Source organism: Oscillospiraceae bacterium (assembly GCA_015065085.1).
Taxonomy (GTDB): Bacteria; Bacillota; Clostridia; order Oscillospirales; family SIG627; genus SIG627.
Genome location: SVQW01000013.1, coordinates 23,731 through 42,835, shown reverse-complemented (window position 1 = coordinate 42,835; position 19,105 = coordinate 23,731). Strand labels below are relative to the sequence as shown.

The 19,105-nt window shown below is 46.8% G+C and carries 17 protein-coding genes; 2 read left to right on the top strand and 15 right to left on the bottom strand.

The window, feature by feature from the left end; genetic code table 11:
- Nucleotides 1-17: 17 nt before the first annotated feature.
- The 14 genes from alaS to E7588_08650 all read right to left on the bottom strand — a co-directional run bounded on the left by alaS (nt 18) and on the right by E7588_08650 (nt 14,361).
- The gene (gene alaS, locus E7588_08715) at nt 18-2,639 is read right to left on the bottom strand and encodes an alanine--tRNA ligase (protein MBE6689335.1); all 2,622 of its coding nucleotides are present in this window, start codon (nt 2,637-2,639) and stop codon (nt 18-20) included.
- A gap of 199 nt (nt 2,640-2,838) precedes the next feature.
- Nucleotides 2,839-3,756, bottom strand: a complete 918-nt coding sequence (locus E7588_08710; GenBank protein MBE6689334.1) for a sugar phosphate isomerase/epimerase — start codon at nt 3,754-3,756, stop codon at nt 2,839-2,841.
- 12 nt (nt 3,757-3,768) lie between these two features.
- Entirely contained in the window at nt 3,769-4,869 is a 1,101-nt protein-coding gene (locus E7588_08705) for a hypothetical protein (protein MBE6689333.1), read from the bottom strand.
- A gap of 10 nt (nt 4,870-4,879) precedes the next feature.
- Nucleotides 4,880-6,244 carry a PFL family protein gene (locus tag E7588_08700; protein MBE6689332.1) on the bottom strand — a complete coding sequence of 455 codons (1,365 nt, stop codon included), beginning with the start codon at nt 6,242-6,244 and terminating at the stop codon, nt 4,880-4,882.
- Nucleotides 6,245-6,273: 29 nt separating this feature from the next.
- Nucleotides 6,274-6,543, bottom strand: coding sequence for an ACT domain-containing protein (locus E7588_08695; protein MBE6689331.1), 270 nt, complete (start codon nt 6,541-6,543; stop codon nt 6,274-6,276).
- A gap of 18 nt (nt 6,544-6,561) precedes the next feature.
- Nucleotides 6,562-7,218: an SGNH/GDSL hydrolase family protein gene (locus E7588_08690; protein MBE6689330.1), complete on the bottom strand. Its 657-nt coding sequence runs from the start codon at nt 7,216-7,218 to the stop codon at nt 6,562-6,564.
- Between the two features lie 16 nt (nt 7,219-7,234).
- Complete coding sequence (gene truB, locus E7588_08685) at nt 7,235-8,140, bottom strand: tRNA pseudouridine(55) synthase TruB (protein MBE6689329.1); 906 nt, start codon at nt 8,138-8,140, stop codon at nt 7,235-7,237.
- Entirely contained in the window at nt 8,137-9,120 is a 984-nt protein-coding gene (locus E7588_08680; GenBank protein MBE6689328.1) for a bifunctional oligoribonuclease/PAP phosphatase NrnA, read from the bottom strand. The genes truB and E7588_08680 overlap by 4 nt, the downstream gene beginning before the upstream one ends.
- A 13-nt stretch (nt 9,121-9,133) precedes the next feature.
- Nucleotides 9,134-9,493: a 30S ribosome-binding factor RbfA gene (rbfA, locus tag E7588_08675; protein ID MBE6689327.1), complete on the bottom strand. Its 360-nt coding sequence runs from the start codon at nt 9,491-9,493 to the stop codon at nt 9,134-9,136.
- A 2-nt stretch (nt 9,494-9,495) separates the two neighbouring features.
- A complete protein-coding gene (infB, locus tag E7588_08670) occupies nt 9,496-12,153 on the bottom strand; it encodes a translation initiation factor IF-2 (GenBank protein MBE6689326.1) in 2,658 nt (885 codons plus the stop codon).
- Nucleotides 12,154-12,167: 14 nt separating this feature from the next.
- On the bottom strand, nt 12,168-12,551 hold the full coding sequence (locus E7588_08665) for a 50S ribosomal protein L7ae (protein MBE6689325.1): 384 nt from the start codon (nt 12,549-12,551) through the stop codon (nt 12,168-12,170).
- The gene (locus tag E7588_08660) at nt 12,499-12,780 is read right to left on the bottom strand and encodes a YlxR family protein (protein MBE6689324.1); all 282 of its coding nucleotides are present in this window, start codon (nt 12,778-12,780) and stop codon (nt 12,499-12,501) included. Before E7588_08660 ends, E7588_08665 begins: the two co-directional genes overlap by 53 nt.
- The gene (nusA, locus tag E7588_08655) at nt 12,780-13,853 is read right to left on the bottom strand and encodes a transcription termination/antitermination protein NusA (GenBank protein ID MBE6689323.1); all 1,074 of its coding nucleotides are present in this window, start codon (nt 13,851-13,853) and stop codon (nt 12,780-12,782) included. Before nusA ends, E7588_08660 begins: the two co-directional genes overlap by 1 nt.
- Nucleotides 13,854-13,869: 16 nt before the next feature.
- The gene (locus E7588_08650) at nt 13,870-14,361 is read right to left on the bottom strand and encodes a ribosome maturation factor RimP (protein ID MBE6689322.1); all 492 of its coding nucleotides are present in this window, start codon (nt 14,359-14,361) and stop codon (nt 13,870-13,872) included.
- Nucleotides 14,362-14,840: 479 nt separating this feature from the next.
- Here E7588_08650 and glmM point away from each other — a divergent pair, with 479 nt between their 5' ends.
- A complete protein-coding gene (glmM, locus tag E7588_08645; GenBank protein ID MBE6689321.1) occupies nt 14,841-16,352 on the top strand; it encodes a phosphoglucosamine mutase in 1,512 nt (503 codons plus the stop codon).
- A complete protein-coding gene (locus tag E7588_08640; GenBank protein MBE6689320.1) occupies nt 16,339-17,010 on the top strand; it encodes a UDP-N-acetylglucosamine pyrophosphorylase in 672 nt (223 codons plus the stop codon). Before glmM ends, E7588_08640 begins: the two co-directional genes overlap by 14 nt.
- A 37-nt stretch (nt 17,011-17,047) precedes the next feature.
- On the opposite strand, the gene E7588_08635 is transcribed toward E7588_08640, so the two are convergent.
- On the bottom strand, nt 17,048-19,012 hold the full coding sequence (locus E7588_08635) for a YgiQ family radical SAM protein (GenBank protein MBE6689319.1): 1,965 nt from the start codon (nt 19,010-19,012) through the stop codon (nt 17,048-17,050).
- Between the last annotated feature and the right edge of the window lie 93 nt (nt 19,013-19,105).

Here is a 19,105-nt window from a genome sequence, read left to right as displayed (position 1 = left end):
TTTACCTCACCGGTTAATTATTTAAGCATTTCGTAAAATGCGGCTTCAGCTTCGCCAATCTTGGAAATATCCTTACCGCCGGAGAATGCGCTGTCGGGACGTCCGCCGCCGCCTCCGCCCAGAATGGGGGAGATTTTCTTGAGAATAGCGCCTGCATTTGCGCCGTTTTTAACTGCGTCCTTACCGCAAACCGCCGCAAGGGAAACCCTGCCTGGCTGAGCGGAATAAAGAACGGCAACAATGTCGGCATATTTATCTTTAAGCTTGTCGCCTGCGGTACGCAGTGAATCGGGCGCCATGCCCGGCATTTCACAGAACAGAGCCTTGAAGCTGCCTGTCTGCTGTATTTTTTCCTCAATCTTAGCAGTTTCAGCCGCCGCAATCTTGGAATTAAGCTCTTCTATTGTCCTCTTCAATTCATGCATTTCGCCCTGGAGCTGTTCTGCCTTCTTTGCAATCTCGGAGGGGTTGTTTGCCTTTAATACCTTTGCGGTGTTTATAACAAGCTGGTTTTCACTGTAATAAAGGTCAAGTACGTTTGTACCTGTGGTACCCTCAATACGGCGTACACCTGCCGCAACGGAGCTTTCGGAAATAATCTTGAAAAGACCTGCTTTTGCAGTGTTGTCAAGGTGTGTACCTCCGCAAAGCTCGGTGGAGAAGTCACCCATTTTTACCATGCGAACAGTCTTTCCGTATTTCTCACCGAACAATGCCATTGCGCCGTTTTTCTTTGCGGTTTCAATATCGGTTTCGCAGGTTTCAACGGCCATACCGCTGAGAATAGCATTATTGACAAGTGCTTCTACCTTCATAAGCTCGTCATGGCTGACAGCCTGGAAGTGAGAAAAGTCAAATCTTACACGCTCTGCGTCAACATAAGAGCCTGCCTGCTCAACATGGTTGCCCAGCACCTTTCTCAGAGCCGCCTGAAGCATGTGAGCCGCGGAGTGGTTACGCATTATAGCCGCACGTCTGTCGGCATTAACCTGAGCTTTAACAGTGTCGCCGACCTTTACGGAGCCGTTTATGATTTCGCAGATATGAATATATTTCTTGTCGGCACTCTTTTTGGTGTCTATAACGTTGAGCTGTGCGGTTGCTGTGGTGATAATACCTGTGTCGCCCACCTGACCGCCACCTTCACCGTAGAAGGGAGTTTTGTCGAGAAGAATGGAGAAATCGCCCTCGCTCACTTCGTCAACAAGCTCGTCACCGCTGATAATGGCAAGGATTTTGCCGTCATCGCTGAGATTGTCGTATCCTGTAAATACTGTTTCGGAATAGCTTTCAAGAATGTTCTTGGAAGCCTCGTTCCAGCCCGCAGTGGCACGAGCGTTTCTTGCACGTACTTTCTGCTCGTTCATAAGAGCGGTAAAGGTTTCTTCGTCTATTGTAAGTCCCTTTTCCTCAGCAATTTCGCGTGTGAGGTCGATAGGGAAGCCAAAGGTATCGTAAAGCTTGAAGGTATCTTCGCCGGAAAGCTGCTTCTTGCCGTCCTTCTGAGCGGCTTCAATAAGGGAAGAAAGAATGTTAAGACCTGCATCGATGGTGGCATTGAAGCGGTTTTCTTCGATTTCGATGACCTTTTTGATGTAATCAGTCTTGTCAACAAGCTCGGGGTAAGCGCTCTTGTTTTCGCCTATAACAACGTCGCAAAGCTCGAAAAGGAAAGGCTTATCAATGCCCAAAAGCTTTCCGTGGCGTGCCGCACGGCGCAGAAGTCTGCGCAAAACGTAGCCTCTGCCCTCGTTGGAGGGGACAACACCGTCACATATCATAAACGTTGTGCTTCTGATATGGTCGGTGATAACACGGATGGAGACGTCGTTGTCTGCATCGTCGCCGTATTTTTTGCCGCTGATGGTACAAACGGTGTCCAGAATTTTTCTTACGGTGTCAACCTCGAAAAGGTTGTCCACACCCTGCATTACGCAGGCAAGACGTTCAAGACCCATACCGGTATCTATATTCTTGTGTGCCAGCTCGGTGTAATTGCCTTTTCCGTCGCCCTCAAACTGAGAGAATACGTTGTTCCAGATTTCCATGAATCTGTCGCAGTCGCAGCCGGGTTTGCAGTCGGGAGAACCGCAACCGTATTTTTCGCCGCGGTCAAAGTAGATTTCCGAGCAGGGACCGCAGGGACCGCCGGTTGCAAGCTCCCAGAAGTTGTCGTCCTTGCCCAGTCTTACAATGTGCTCTTTGGGAACGCCCACTTTGTTTGCCCAGATGTCAAACGCCTCGTCATCTTCCTCATAGATGGAGGGCCACAGTCTGTCGGCGGGCATTTCCATTACCTGAGTAAGGAATTCCCATGCCCACATGATGGCTTCTTCCTTGAAGTAGTCGCCGAAGGAAAAGTTGCCCAGCATTTCAAAATATGTGCCGTGGCGTGCGGTTTTACCAACGCGCTCGATGTCGGGGGTTCTGATGCATTTCTGGCAGGTCGCCATTCTGCGGCGAGGCGGCTCCTTCACACCCTGAAAATAGGGCTTGAGGGGTGCCATACCTGCATTTATGAGAAGCAGAGATGCATCGTTCTGCGGAACAAGCGGAAAGCTTTCGTGGCGCAGATGTCCCTTGGATTCAAAAAAGGATAAGAATTTTTCTCTTAAATCATTAAGTCCTGTCCATTCCATAACGTAAAATTCCTTTATTCTATAAATTTTATTAACTGATTTTATGTACGGGCAAACCGCCCCACATTAAATATTACTCATAAACATTATTATACTACTATTTTAAATTTTTTTCAAGGTCTTTACATATAATAATTCAATTTTTTTCATTATTATATGCAAAAAAACGGTACGGAAGGTTATTCCGTACCGAAAAATATTAAAGGCCGTATTTTTTGATAACCATTTTTGCCAGATCGCACATGAATTTACTGCTTTCGTTTATGAACTCTTTACCGAAATTCTTGAAAAAGTTAGCGGCTTCAAAGTTGAAATTGCCCTTATAGCCTGTTTCACGCATAGCCGTAAAGAAGCTGTCCCACTTGACAACGCCAAGGTAAGGCAGTGTGTGGGAGTCAACGATGCCGTCTGTGTCATGTATGTGGAGAGTTGCAGTGCGGTCACCAAGAATACGGAGTGCTTCTGCGGGGTCGTCATCCGTAAGGCTGGTGTGTCCAACGTCAAGACAAACGTAGAAAATGCGCTCGCCTGCCATTTCGTTGAGAGTGTCGACATAGTCTGCAAGCTCGTGGGCATGGGAGCATACGGTAGCACATTTTTTATTGGTTGCAGGGTCTACCGTCCACATATTTTCGGTGCATATCTTAACTCCGCACTTTTTTGCAGTGGGGATAAGTGCCCCGTAAAGCTCCATGTTTACCGCTTTGCACTCCTCAACACCGATATCGTAAATGCGTCCCTTGGTGCAGGCGGGATGTATAATAAGATATTCACTGCCGAGTGCGGCGGTTATTTCAACGGATAAATCAAGAAGCTTGAGTATATTTGCATTTGCTTCGGGGTTGCTTGAGGTATACGACGGAAAAGGAGCATGAACCTGTCCTATCTCAATGCCAACGGTGTCGGCAACTCTTTTTATGTCGCTGAAATATTCCAGGACCTCATTTTTGGGTCTTGAATAAAGCTCGCATATCTCACCCTTTGCGGTAGGGCCGTAGTCATTGTGGGTAAACAGGGAATAGTCCAACGCGTCAAAGCCTGCGTCCTTAAAAACCTTAAGGGCGTTTTTTTCGCCGAAAAGCTTGAAATGGTAATCTGTTGATGTACTGATTTTCATACTTTTTCCTCCTTAAAGGCTATATTTATGTGTGATTTCACCGTCATCATTGGTGAAAACCGCATTTATTGAATTGCTTGTAAATTCAAATCCTGCCGCATTGTACTTGAAGTTGCGCAGATCGGGATTTGAAGCAACCACCATGGTGCAGGGCTGACCCACATGATCGAATTCTCCGCCCGGCTTTCCTACCATGTGTGCGTGCATGTGACCGCAAATCATGATATCCGGCTTTACGTTTTCTCTGAGCAGTGTGCACCACTCGCGGTAAATATCTTGCTCAATATCAAACGGCTCTTGCTGAATGTAGGAAAACGGAACATGTGAAATTACCAGCTTGTGCTTAACACCCGGCGCGGCGTACTCCGTTTCGGCGTTTTTTATTACCTGACGGATGAATTTTGTTTGCTCGTTTCTGAAATGATGACAGCAGTTGGTGTGGCCGTATGCATCATGGCTGTCGTCCTTGTCCTCGCCGCAGTCCACCAGTATGCCCCATATTGCGCCCAGACGGAATGTGAAGTAAGACCTTCCGTTATCCGTAGGAGTGTAATCGGCAAGCTTTTCGGCGTAAATACCGCGCATATCGTGATTTCCGCGGGACAGCACCACGGGAATGTTTCCGTGGGTGATGCGCTGTGCTATCTGGTAAAATGCGTCAAAATTCTCGATTTTTCCGCTGTGGTCGGGCACATCTCCGTTGAGAATGAGAAAATCTATCTTACCGCATTCCTTCATATATGTCTCGCAAGCCTTTACGGGCTGTTCCACCATGTTGTGTGCATCGGAAATGTGGTAGCATCTGGGATTTTCGGCTGTAACGGGGAAGAAATCGAAGCTTTCCTGTTCTTCCTCCTCTGTCTGGGTGAAGTAAGGCTTTCTTTCAATTATTTTGCGCCAGCAGACGGTATATTTCTTTTCTCTGTCCAAAAGCTCCATGGGAACGCTTATGCGGTGGGTGGTTACGGCAGAGCGGATAATTCCGTTGGAATGGTCGTAAAAAGTCTCTTCTCCAACTTTGACCCACATAAGGGTCTCGCAGTTGACGGGAACCATTATCTGATAAGAATCGTTTACTGCAAACACAGCAGGGCAGGTTTTCATTACGCTCATAATATACTCCTTAATTTCTTAAGCTGTGAATGGGAGCGGGGATACGTCCGCCGCGTTTAATAAATACCTCAGGAGAAGCAGTGTTTATGGGCATTATGGGTGCGGCGCCAAGAAGTCCGCCGAATTCTACACTGTCGCCTACCTTTTTGCCTATTGCGGGGATTACACGTACGGCGGTGGTTTTGTTATTTATAACTCCTATGGCGATTTCATCGGCTATAAGTGCGGAAATAACTTCTTCGGTGGTGTCGCCCGGAACAGCTATCATATCAAGACCTACCGAGCATACTGCTGTCATGGCTTCCAGCTTTTCTATGCAAAGTGAGCCACATTCTGCCGCACTTATCATGCCTGCATCCTCTGAAACCGGAATGAACGCACCCGAAAGACCGCCTACATGGCTGGATGCCATGGTTCCGCCTTTTTTGACTGCATCGTTAAGCATGGCAAGACAAGCGGTGGTACCGCAGGCGCCGGTCTTTTCAAGACCTATTTTTTCAAGTATGTCGGCAACAGAATCACCTATTGCAGGTGTGGGGGCAAGCGAAAGGTCAACTATACCGAACGGAACGCCCAGACGCTTTGATGCCTCATATGCAACAAGCTGACCCATACGGGTGATTTTGAAAGCTGTTTTCTTGATTGTGTCGGCAATTTGTGTAAGGTTGCAGTTGCCTGCCTTTTCAATAGCGCTTGCCACAACGCCGGGACCCGAAACACCTACATTTATAACGGTTTCCGGTTCTCCCATGCCGTGGAATGCACCTGCCATGAATGGGTTGTCATCCGGTACATTTGCGAACACAACAAGCTTTGCACAGCCGATGGAATTGTTGTGTGCAGTGTTCATAGCTGTCTGCTTTATAACTCTTCCCATCTGTGCTACGGCATCCATGTTGATACCTGTTTTTGTGGTGGCAACATTGATGGAGGAGCAGATTCTTTCCGTTTCGGTAAGTGCCTGAGGAACGGATTCAATGAGCGCCGCCGCACCGTTGGTATAGCCTTTGTGCACCAGTGCGGAGTAGCCTCCGATAAAGTTCACGCCCAGAGTCTGTGCGGCACGATCAAGTGTTTTTGCGATTTTTACATAGTCATCACTTGTGCATTTACCGCCCACCAGAGAAATGGGAGTGAGAGATATTCTTTTGTTTATTATGGGGATACCGTATTCCTTTTCGATGGTCTGACAGGTAGGTATGAGATCCTTTGCGGTGCGGGTGATTTTGTCGTATATGTTGTCGCACAGCCTCTTGGGGTCGTCGCTTACACAGTCGAAAAGGGAAATACCCATGGTTACGGTACGTATATCCAGATGCTCGTCCTGGATCATGTTTATTGTTTCGAGTATTTCGTTTTTATTGATACCTAACATTTTGTCAACTCCTTATTTTTAATGCGTTATTATATCTTGTGCATAGAGTTGAAGATATCTTCATGCATGGTATGTATGGAGAGATTATTCTCCTTGCCGATGTTGTTCATCATGTCAACAAAATCAGTGAAAGCCACCTTCATTGCATCTATTTCCACCAGCATTATCATGGCGAAATAATCCTTGAGAACGCTTTGTGAAATATCAATGATGTTTACGTTGTTTTCAAAGCATTTCTGGGAAACCTTTGCAATGATTCCCACACTGTCTTTACCTGTTACTGAAATTACTGCCTGCATTTTTTTCTCCTTTAACTGTTATAAACTGAGTAAAAACGATTCGAGTCGCTCAGCAATTTTTTGATGTCCCGGGTCGTTTGGGTGCAGACCGTCGGGTGCAAATTTTATTTTATTTTCTTCCACATGGGGAACTATACCGCTCGTAGCATATATGTCAAGAACGGGTACGGAATAATAACGTGCAACGCTAATCAAGGCATCTACGTATTCCGAAAGGGTTTTACCCGTTACAGCGTTGCGTCGATGAATAGGGTCTTTTTCACGCTCGCAGTGCGGAGGTGTCATAACAATGACGGTTTTGCCGATGTATTTTTTGACAAGTCCGCTCAAAAGGACATGGCATGCACCGTAAAATGTGTTTACGGTACGGTCATCAAATTCACCAAAATCCGCAGTTCCGTGAAGAAAATCGTTTATACCGCCAAATACAACCGCAAAATCCGCGTCATTGTCCATACTCGTGTAGCGTACGGAAAATGCACCGCCGTTTTGCTCCAGCTCCTGGTGAGCAATACGCGAGCCGTTTATGCCGTAGTTTACCGCTTCACCAAGTTCAAAATTGCGCTTGAGATACTGATGATATATGTTTTCGGGGCAGGACGGTCCCACCTGTCCGTAGGTGATGCTGTCGCCCAGGAAAACAAACTTCTTGCCTTTGAAATATGATTTTTCCATAATCGAACACTTCCTTTTAAAAATCGCTTGCCGTAAAGAACATTTTGATGGGCTTCACAGCCATTTCACCCTCGATTTCCATAACCTCACCCAATGCGAAAAAATTGTTTTGGCAGGTATACAGCAAAACTCTTTGACCCAGGGAGAGATTTTCTTTGATTTTCGATGTAAAAACATGAGCACCGTTGAGTGCCAGCGTAGAAAAGAAAGGGTTAAGACGTATTCTTTCAAGACCGTCAAAAAAGTCTTCAATGGATACAAGGGTCTTTTCGAGCTGTTCCTTTTCTGTTTCTTTGAGAGCTTCCAGCGTTATGCTTCCGCCAAGCTCAAATCCACCTGCTTCCAGTCTTTCCAGCGATGCCATTGCACCTCCGCATCCCAGCTTTTTGCCGATGTCGGCACAGAGGGTGCGGATATATGTCCCTTTTGAGCAGGAAACCGAAAACTCACAGAAATCCTGTCCGATTTCATGAATTTCGATGGATTCTATTACCACACGACGCGGTTCACGTTCAATTTCGCCGCCGAGTCTTGCTATTTCATAAAGCTTTTTTCCATCCTTTTTTATGGCTGAGTACATGGGCGGAATCTGCATATATTCCCCCACAAAACTCATTACCGCCTGTGTTATAACGCTTTTGTCCGGCAGAAAATCGCTTTTTGTAAGTACTTTTCCCGTGGTATCCTCGGTGTCGGTAGTGATACCCAGCTGAAGCTTTGTGCGGTACTTTTTTCCGTCACATATCATGTATTCGCTGAGCTTTACGGCGCTCCCGACAAGTATGGGAAGAACTCCCGATGCCATGGGATCCAGCGTTCCGGTATGCCCCGCTTTTTTCACGCCGAATACGCGCTTGACGATGCTTACCGCCGTCTGGGATGTAATGCCCGAGGGCTTGTATAAATTAAGTATTCCGTTCATCTTTGTATTACTGTCTCACGATACATATTGACTATTTTTTCTTCTGCCTCCTGTGCTGTTCCGCTTATTGTACAGCCCGCCGCGCGCTTGTGTCCGCCGCCACCGAAGCGTGAGCATAACAGTGCCGCATCCACATATTCCTTGGTGCGTACGGAGATTTTGAACACTCCGTCGCCCTTGGGCTTAATGGAAACAGAGGTTTCCACTGTGTCAATCTGACGGGCAAGCTGAGAAAGGCATTCCATATCTTCGTCGCTTACGCCCAGTTCTTCTTTAAGCTCGTCCGTTACGGTGCATATGCCCAGCGTGTTCCCGAAGTACATGTGAAGGTTTTCCAGGGCATATTTTTCCACCTTAAGCTGTCCCATGGACTTTGTATCAAAATGCCTGAGATTAAGCTTTGCTGCCGTTTCCCGCGGGATATAACGTGAAAGATATGCCGCTGCCAGAAATGTACTTTCGGTAACCGACTCGTACTTGAAGCAGCCCGTGTCGGTAGCAATAGCTGTGTACAGACACTTGGCAAGATATTCGTCAAATTCCGCATCCGTAAATACGGCAAATTCAAAAATTATCTCTCCACAGGCGCCTTTGTCGCTTTTCACAAACTTCACCTTGGCATCCACATTGTTTCGGGTGTGGTGGTCTATGGCACAAATTACGGGCAAATCGATTTCTGTACCTATAAGCTCGGGAGCGGCAACATCAACCGTTACGGCGCATTCGGGAGTGAACTCGGGAAAAGTAAGCTCTGTTATATAGTCAAATTTGTCGGAGATGGTGTCATTGCATACCACCTGTGCCTTTTTGCCGTTTCTGAGAAGAATATACGCAAGGGCATATGCGCTCCCGACGGTATCTCCGTCGGGCCGCGCATGGGTGATTATGCTGATGTTGTCAACCTTTTCGTCCAGAAGACATTCTTCCATACGGCTGTAAAATTCGCAGTCGGGTTCATAGCTGAAGGGTATGCTGTTCATGGCTTCTCCTTAATCATTCGTCATCATCATTCCTGATGTCCAGTGTCTTGAGAATGTTGGAAATATCAGCTCCGTGCTGAGGCGAATCGTCGAAATAAAATTTCAATTCGGGTGTAATGCGAAGATTCAGACGCATCGCAAGCTCACGGCGTATAAAGCCCGTGGCACTCTGAAGTCCCTTTTTGATTTCCTTTTCGTCGCCGCCCAGAAAGCTGTAATATACTTTTGCAAATTTCAAATCAGCCGTTACCATGGCAGAGGTTATGGTAATAAAGCTCTGTTGTATGCGCGGATCCTTAACCTCACGCAGAATGTCTGCAATTTCTCTGGCAACGCTTTCGTTAATTCTGTTTTTTCTGTAATTACCGGGCAAAATTATTCACCTGCTTTAATTTCTTCCATCATGAATGCCTCGAATACGTCGCCGATCTTGATATCGTTGTACTTTTCAAGACCTATACCGCATTCATAGCCCTGTGCAACTTCCTTGACGTCATCCTTGAAACGGCGCAGAGAGGAAATCTTGTCCTCAAAGATAACTATGCCGTCACGGACAATACGGATGCCTGCGTTACGTGTAACCTTACCGTCGGTAACATATGAACCGGCGATGGTGCCTACGTTGGGAACATGAATGGTCTGACGCACTTCAGCGGTACCCAGAATGACTTCCTTGAACTTGGGAGCCAACATACCATTGATAGCGGCGGTGATTTCTTCAATGCATTCGTAGATTATTCTGTAAGTTCTCATGTCGACCTGCTGTCTTTCGGCAGAATCGATTGCACCCTTGTCGGGACGTACGTTGAAGCCGACAATGATGGCGTTGGAAGCGGCGGCAAGCATAACGTCATTTTCACGTATGGCACCTACACCGCTGTGGATAACGCGGACGCGTACTTCCTCGTTGGAAATCTTTTCGAGAGATGCCTTGACAGCCTCGGCAGAGCCCTGAACGTCAGCCTTAACGATAATGTTAAGCTCCTTGACGCCGTCCTTTATCTGGTTGAAGAGGTCATCCAGCGATACCTTGGAGTTCTGCATGAATTCTTCCTCTTTTTCCTTGTCGCGGCGCTGCTGTGCAAGCTCTCTTGCCATTCTTTCGTCGCTTACTGCGTTGAAAATGTCGCCTGCGCCCGGAACATCGGAAAGACCAAGTATCTCAACAGGAACCGAGGGACCTGCTTCCTTAACGGTTTCACCCTTGTCATTTGTCATGGCACGGATACGTCCTACGCAAGTACCTGCAATAACGGTGTCGCCTGCATGGAGAGTACCGTTCTGTACCAGTACGGTAGCAACGGGACCTCTGCCCTTATCCAGCTTTGCTTCTATAACGATACCCTTTGCGGCACGGTTGGGGTTTGCCTTAAGCTCGGCAACCTCCGCCACGAGAAGTACGTTTTCAAGAAGGTCATCGATACCCTGCTTTGTAACTGCCGAAACGGGCACGCAGATAACATCGCCGCCCCATTCCTCGGGAACAAGTTCATATTTTGTAAGCTCTGTTTTGACATTTTCGACGTTTGCTGCAGGTTTATCTATCTTGTTGATGGCAACGATAATGGATACACCTGCCGCTTTTGCATGATTTATAGCTTCTATGGTCTGAGGCATGATACCATCATCTGCCGCAACAACCAGAATTGCGATATCGGTAGCCTGAGCACCTCTTGCACGCATTGCTGTGAACGCCTCGTGACCGGGGGTGTCAAGGAAAGTGATGTCCTTTCCGTTTATGCTTACGCGGTACGCACCGATGTGCTGTGTTATACCGCCCGCTTCGCCTGCAGTAACGTTTGCATGGCGGATAGCGTCAAGCAGAGAGGTCTTACCGTGGTCAACGTGACCCATAACGCACACAACAGGACTTCTTTCAACCAGTTCTTCGCTGGTGTCCTCGTGTTCGTCGATAAGCTTTTCCTCAATGGTGACAACAACAATCTTTTCAGCCTTTACACCGAATTCGTCCGCAACGATTGCGGCGGTGTCAAAGTCGATGGACTGGTTGAGAGTAACCATCATACCCAGAGTCATAAGCTTCTTGACAACCTGTGCGGTGGTGATATGAAGCTCACGTGCAAGGTCGGAAACTATCATCTGGTCGGGAAGAGTGATTACAGAAGGGAGCTGAGGCTTGATAGGCTCGCTCTTTTTCTTGAAGCCGGGCTTTCTGTCGGGACGGCCATTGTTCTTCTTGAATTTCTGCTTTCCGCCGTCATTGTCGCCGCGGCGTCCATCGTTCATGTGGTCAAGAAGCTTGTCATCGTATTTGGAAAGGTCTACCTCTGTACCTCTTGTATCGACAACGCGAACATTCTTGGTAACATCCGCAAAGCCCTGCGCGGTTCTGTTAATGGTGTTCTGAGGCTTTTTGGGTTGATTTTGCTGTTCGGCGGGCTTTTTGGGCTGATTCTGTTGCTGAGGCTGGCTCTTTCCTACCTTCTGGGTAAATTTGTCAATAGCGCTCTGAGGCTCGGGCTTCTTAACGGGAGGTCTGTCACCATGCACCTGCTGTGCGGGACGGTCGTTTTTCGCCTGAGTATTCTTGCTGACGTGCTGAGCCTGCTGAGGACGGTTATCCGCGGGCTTTTTGGGTTGATTCTGCTGTGCTGCGGGCTTTTTGTCGTCCTTGGAGTGAGCGGCTTTTTCCGCATTTGCGGGCATTTTTTCGGGTTGCTTGTTGGCAGACTGCTTCTTTTCGGGTACTTTTTCCTCTGACGCCTTCTTATCGGCAACAGGCTTTTCAACCGGTTTTTCTTCCTTTGCCGGATCGGGCTTTTTATCCTTCTTTTCGAGTGCGGTGTCGGGATAATTTACCTTTATCTCACCTGAAAGGTATTTGTCGATATCCTCGACGGGAGTAGCTTTGGAAAAATATTCATATGCGAAGTTTACCTCTTCGTCACGCAGAGCGGACATTCTGTTCTTAACGTCCATTCCGTTGTCCTCGAATATTTTAACCAGATCTTTGCTTTTAACGCCAAAATCTTTGGCAAGTGTGTTAATTTTGTTCTTAGTATCTGCGGACATATAATCCCACCTTATCAATCATTTTCCGTCATAACGGAGAGCTGTTTTTTTATAAGTATTTTAAAGTTTTCATCTGTTACAGCCACAGAGGTTATGAGCTTTTTGACGCCCATGGCTGCCGAAAGCGATTTCATGTCGGAGTACTCCACAAGCTCTGCTTTGTAGTACACGCAGGTGTTAACCAGCTTTTTTTTGCTTCCCTGCGAAATATCAGATGCAGCAATGACGATTTTTGCTTTACCTTTTCTTACAGCGTCCTGAACAAGCTCGGTGCCGGTGACTGTTTTACCTGCCCGTTTGGCAAGCCCGATTGAGCTTAAAACGCGGTCGGGAGCTTTTATCTCGCTATTCATCCGATGACACCTCAATCTGCTGTTCAAGCTGATTGTAAAGCTCATCTGATATCTGACATTTGAGACTGCTTTCGATACGTCGTGACTTTTTTGCCTTTATAAAGCATTCTTTTTTGTTACAGATATATGCTCCTCTGCCGGATTTTTTGCCCGTAGTGTCAACGGACAGTGTGCCGTCGGGAGCGCGCAGTACACGTATGAGGTCCTTTTTAAGTCTTGTTTCACCGCATCCTGTACAGCGCCTTTCAGGTGATTTCTTTTGAACCTGCTGCATTATTCTTCAACATCTCCGTTGCCCGAAGCTGCTTCCTGTGCCGCCATTTCAGGAGATTTGATATCTATCTTGAAGCCGGTAAGTCTTGCCGCAAGCATTGCATTCTGACCCTTTTTGCCGATTGCCAGGGAAAGCTGATCGTTGTCAACAATTACACGGCAGCACTTGGGCTCGGTAATGGTAACACTCTGAACGGTAGCGGGGGAGAGTGCCGCCTTGATGAATTCCTCCGGGCTTTCACTGTATTCGATGATGTCTATCTTTTCGCCCGCTATTTCATTCATGATGCCTGCTTTTCTCATACCCTTGGGACCAATGCAGGAGCCGATTGCGTCTACATCGGGGTCTCTGGAATAAACTGCAATTTTGGTACGGCTTCCCGCTTCACGGGAGATAGAGTGAATGATTACCGTGCCGTCGCGTATTTCGGGTATTTCAAGCTCGAACAGTCTTTTAACAAGACCGGGATTGCTTCTGGAAAGAATTACTATGGGACCTTTGGTCTCTTTCTTAACTTCGTTTACGTAAACCTTGATTCTGTCGCCCACTCTCAGATCCTCGCCGGGAATCTGTTCGTTTTTAATGAGAGTAGCCTGATTTTTGCCGATTTCCAGCACTGCGTTTCCGCTGAGGGGATCAATTTTTGTTACCATGGCGGTGAGAATGTCGTCCTTCTTGGACTCATATTCCTTAACCATAAGCTCTCTCTCGGCTTCGCGAATGCCCTGGATTATAACCTGCTTCGCAGTCTGTGCAGAGATACGTCCGAAATTCTTGGGCTTTATCTCCACATCGGCAATGTCGCCCAGCTTAAGGCGTTTGCTCACCTTGTGAGCTGCCTCGAGGGTTATTTCGGTGGCTTCATCGGTTACCGATTCAACAACCGTTTTCTGCTGATACATCTTGACGTCCTTTTTTACGGGGTCGATTACCACACGTACATTGGAGCCGTTCGGAACGTCCTTTTTGTATGCCGCCTGGAGTGCGGCTTCGACCTTCTCCAACATGTATTCCTTTGAAATGCCTTTCTCGCTTTCCAAAAGGTCCAGTGCTGTGAAAAATTCATTGTTCATATTTTTTCTCGTACCCTTATTCGGCGCTCTTTACCGAAGCACATACCGCTTCGTCAAGCTCGAATATTTTCCCTTCGTAGTTTATAGTAATAATTTTGTTTTCGTATTTTTCCAGGACTGCACGCAGACTCTTGAGCTTTACACCCTCTATTTCCTGCGGTGCAAAGAATTTTATGTCTATCTCTTTTCCCGCGTAAAGCTCATAGTGCTCGGGTCTTGTAAGCGTACGCTCAATTCCCGCTGTGGAAACCTGGAGATAGTAAAAGTCTTTGATAGGGTCTGCTTCGTCAATAATGGGGTCGATGGCATGATGTACTGTTACACAGTCGTCAATACCGATTTCCGTTCCCGGTTTGTCAATAAAAACGGTGAGATTCCAGTCTACACCTTCCTTGGAATAGTCCACATCCCACAGGGTGTAGCCCAGTTTTTCCACCGTATCGCGCACCAGAGTTTCCACCAGCCCCGCAATATTTTTAGGAGATGCAGCACTTTTTTTGTTCGCCATTAAAAACCTCCTTATAAAACTTGAAAGAGTGGCGCGAACCACTCTTTCATAATCCTATATTCTAATGTACATACATAGTATACCACAGTTTTTCAAAAAATGCAATAGTTTTTGGAAAATTTATTTATATAATAATGAAACTTATTTTTCGTCGGATGGAAAAGAGCTTTTCAGATACCTGCGGTAATTTTGGAAAGCGCAAAGCTTGATTTGCGAAAAGTGTGTGATTTTTCGGTTATGATTACAGAAAACGTATTTTTTTAAAGATTTCGCAACCTTGGGTTGCCAAAAAGATATATAAAAGTTGGTTGATATATTTTCTCGTATTTGATAATATAAATACAATATATCAAAACGACAGGAGACAAGGTATGAAATTAGGAGAAAAAATAGCACGTCTTCGTACAATTGCAGGAATGTCTCAGGAACAGCTTGCAGAAAAAACGGATGTGTCAAGACAATCTGTATCAAAATGGGAAATGAATCAGGCGCTTCCCCAGATAGATAAGGTTTTACAGCTTTGTGAGCTTTTTAATGTATCGGCTGACCAATTATTGCAGGAAAAAACAGAAATCCCCACACCATGCGCGCAAAAGCGTTCCAACCGGTATTTCGGCACGGATGGCTTCAGGGGGGAGGCAAACGTAACACTTACTTCCATGCATGCGTATAAAGTAGGCAGGTTTCTGGGCTGGTATTATTCCTCTCCGCTTTCTGGCTGTACAAAAGCGGGTTATCGACCTAAAATAGTCATCGGTAAGGACACGCGCCGCTCCAGCTATATGCTGGAATATTCCATTGTGGCAGGCATAACCGCTTCCGGAGCGGATGCGTATATGCTTCATGTAACCACCACGCCCAGCGTTTCATATGTCACCTGCCGTGAGGAATTTGACTGCGGTATAATGATAACCGCGTCTCATAACCCCTTTTATGACAACGGCATAAAGGTGATTAACCGCTACGGTGAAAAGCTGGATGACGCCACTACTGCTCTTATTGAATCATATATCGACGGGGATATGAAGGCTTTGGGTATAAACGGCGACGATCTGCCTCTCGCTTCGGGTGAAAAGCTGGGGTGTATAACCGACTACTGCTCCGGAAGAAACCGATATGTAGGCTATCTTATATCGCTTGCATCCCATTCCTACAAAAACTTCAGAATAGGTCTTGACTGCGCCAACGGCGCAAGCTGGATGATAGCAAAATCGGTGTTTGCGGCATTGGGTGCCCATACCGTAGTCATATCCGACGAGCCGGACGGAATAAACATTAATCATAAATGCGGAGCCACCGATACCGAAAGACTGTGTCGGGTCGTAAAGGAACAGCACCTTGATTTCGGCTTTGCCTTTGACGGTGACGGCGATAGATGTATTGCAGTGGATGCAAACGGAGAAGTGGTGGACGGCGACAAAATACTTTATATTCTTGCTTCACGTCTGAAAAAACGTGATATGCTTGACCGTAACACGGTGGTTTCCACGATTATGTCCAACAGCGGTTTCGTTTCAAGCCTTGAAAAAGCGGGCATTGTGAGTGAACAGACTAATGTGGGCGACAGATTTGTATACGAGCGTATGCAGGAAAAGGGCTATGCGCTGGGCGGTGAGCAGTCGGGTCATGTTATTATAAAGAAGTATGCCACAACAGGTGACGGAATTTTAACCGCAATAATGATTACGGAGGAAATTTGTGATACAAAGCTGTCTTTATCCGAGCTTGCCTCTCCTGTGATGCTGTACCCTCAGTATACGAAGAATATACGTGTCAAGGACAAGGACGCGGTGGCATCGGATAAGGGCGTAAATGAAGCACTTGCCGAGGTGGAAAAGCTTATAGACAAAAAGGGCAGGGTGCTTTTGAGAAAAAGCGGCACTGAGCCCGTTATCAGAATAATGACGGAATGCGAGAGCATGGAAAAATGTGAGGAATACGCGGACATAGTTGCCAATGCCGTTATCAAAGGAGGACATGCGGTTGAATAAGCTTGTAAAGATAAAAGAACTGTTTGATTGCAGAGTCGGATATCTTACGGAGTTTTTTGAAAAATATGAATATCCGTGGGAGATGCTCGGGCATATAAATGAGTACATTGTTCAGCTTATGGCAGAGGGTGTAAATGGCTTTACGGAAATTTCGCCCGGAGTTCTTGCGGGTGAAAATGTAAAAATATATGCAGGTGCGGTAATAGAAGCACCTGCCGTTATCGGAAGCGGTACCCATATCCGCCCCGGGGCTTTCATACGCGGTAATGTGATAACGGGGGAAAATTGCGTCATTGGTAATTCCAGCGAACTGAAAAACTGCATACTGCTGGATAAGGTACAGCTTCCTCACTATAACTATGTGGGCGATTCTGTCATGGGAAACGGTGCACATCTCGGTGCGGGTGCGGTATGCTCAAACCTCAAAGCCGATGGTGACAATGTGGTGATACACGGTGAATCGGAATACCTCACGGGAATTCGCAAGGTCGGAGGATTTGTGGGTGACGGCGGAGATGTGGGGTGCGGATGTGTTCTTAATCCGGGCACGGTCATAGGCAAGAACACTTCGGTTTATCCTCTTACCTCTCTCAGAGGAGTGTACCCTGCCGACTGTATTGTGAAGTCACAAAATGAAATTGTGAAAAGGAAAGTATAAATAATCCCCGTGGAACTGATTGTTCCGCGGGGATTAATCATTTATGCTTAGGTTTTGGGAAATTCTTTTTTGCCGTGCTTCTGAGCGCCGGCTTTTCATTGGGTTTGCTATGCGGTTTTTTTGGTGATTTTTTATTTTGAGGTATGATTTTTTTGTTTTTTGCTTCGGGTGTCGGTTTAGCTTTTTGCTGTTGTGGCTTTGCACCCTTTTGCGGAGGTACAAGGCAATTTGCACCGTAGCCTATAAGCTCCTCGCGTCCTGCCAAAACAAGAGCCTTGCGTATGAGAGCATGGTTTTCCGGGCGGTTAAACTGCAACAGCGCGCGTTGCATCTGCTTTTCCTCATAATTTTCGGGAATGTACACCTTTTTGCCGGTGAATGGGTCAAGTCCGGTGTAGAACATACAAGTGGATGCCGTTCCGGGTGTTGGGTAAAAGTCCTGTACCTGTTCGGGTGAATATCCGCTTTTTTTCAGATACAGAGCCAATTCGATGGCATCCGCCATGGTTGAGCCGGGATGGCTGGACATAAGATACGGTACAAGATACTGCTCCTTGCCGATATTCTCACACAGTGCAAAGTACTTTTCTTTGAATTTGTTGTATACCTGAATAGATGGCTTGCCCATTTCCTTGAGTACCCTGTCGGAGCAGTGCTCGGGCGCTACCTTCAGCTGACCGCTGACATGGTTTGAAACGAGCCGTCTGAAAAAGGCATCGTTTTTGTCGGCAAGCATATAGTCAAAGCGTATTCCCGAACGTATAAACACCTTTTTGACCTTGTCAACCTTTTCAACCTCATGCAAAAGACGGATGTATTCGCTGTGGTCGGCAATGAGGTTGGGACACGGCTTTGGAGTCAGACAGCGTCGGTTTTTGCACATGCCGTCGGTAAGCTGTTTTTTGCAGGAGGGATAGCGGAAATTTGCCGTAGGTCCGCCCACATCGTGTATATATCCCTTGAAATCCGGCATAGATGCTATTATACGGGCTTCCTGAACTACCGATTTTATTGAACGTGAACGCACTGTTTTTCCCTGATGGTATGCAAGAGCGCAAAAGGCGCATCCCCCGAAGCATCCGCGGTTGTGGGTGATGGAAAATTTCACTTCGGCTATTGCGGGCACACCGCCGTCCTTTTCGTAGGAGGGGTGGTAGTCTCTCATATACGGCAGGGAATATACCTTGTCAAGCTCCTCCCTTTCCAGAGGCGGCATGGGGGGATTTTGCACAAGAAGCTTTGTATCGTACCCCTCTGTGACGGCTTTGCCCGTGATATGATCATTATTTTCGTACTGAATCTTAAAAGCATCGGCATACAGCTTTTTGTCGTTTTTCAAATCGTCGTATTCACCGCAGTGAACATATTCGTAATTGGGAGTGTAGTCTCTGTCGCACAGCACAACCGTACCGCGTACATCGCGTATTTTTTTGACAGGTACGCCCTTGTCAAGCAGTGAGGCAATGCGCAGAAGAATATTTTCTCCCATTCCGTAGGTGAGAATGTCCGCACGGGAATCCACCAGCACACTTCGGCGCACCTTGTTGTCCCAGTAGTCGTAATGGGCACATCGGCGCAGAGAGGCTTCAAGACCGCCCAGAATTATGGGCACATCTCCGTATGCCTGACGTATCATATTGCAGTACACTATAACGGCGCGGTCGGGGCGGAGTCCCGGCTTTCCGCCGGGTGAATAGTAGTCATAACTGCGTTTCTTTTTTGAGGCGGTGTAATGCGCTACCATGGAGTCTATGTTTCCCGAGGTGACGAGAAACCCCAGCCGCGGCTTTCCGAAGCGCTTGAAATCATCGGTGCTGCGCCAGTCCGGCTGGGAAAGTATGGCTATTCTGAAGCCTGCGTTTTCCAGCACTCTTGAAATTATACTCACGCCGAAAGAGGGGTGGTCCACATATGCGTCACCCGTTACATATACAAAATCTACACTGTCCCACCCCAAGTCAAGACATTCCTTACGTGTGATGGGTAAAAATCCTTTGTTCATATCAAAGCTTCCAATTCATAAATCGACAAAAATAGTGTTTTTTACTTGACATACGTTATAAGTTATAATATAATTATAACATATATCAATAAT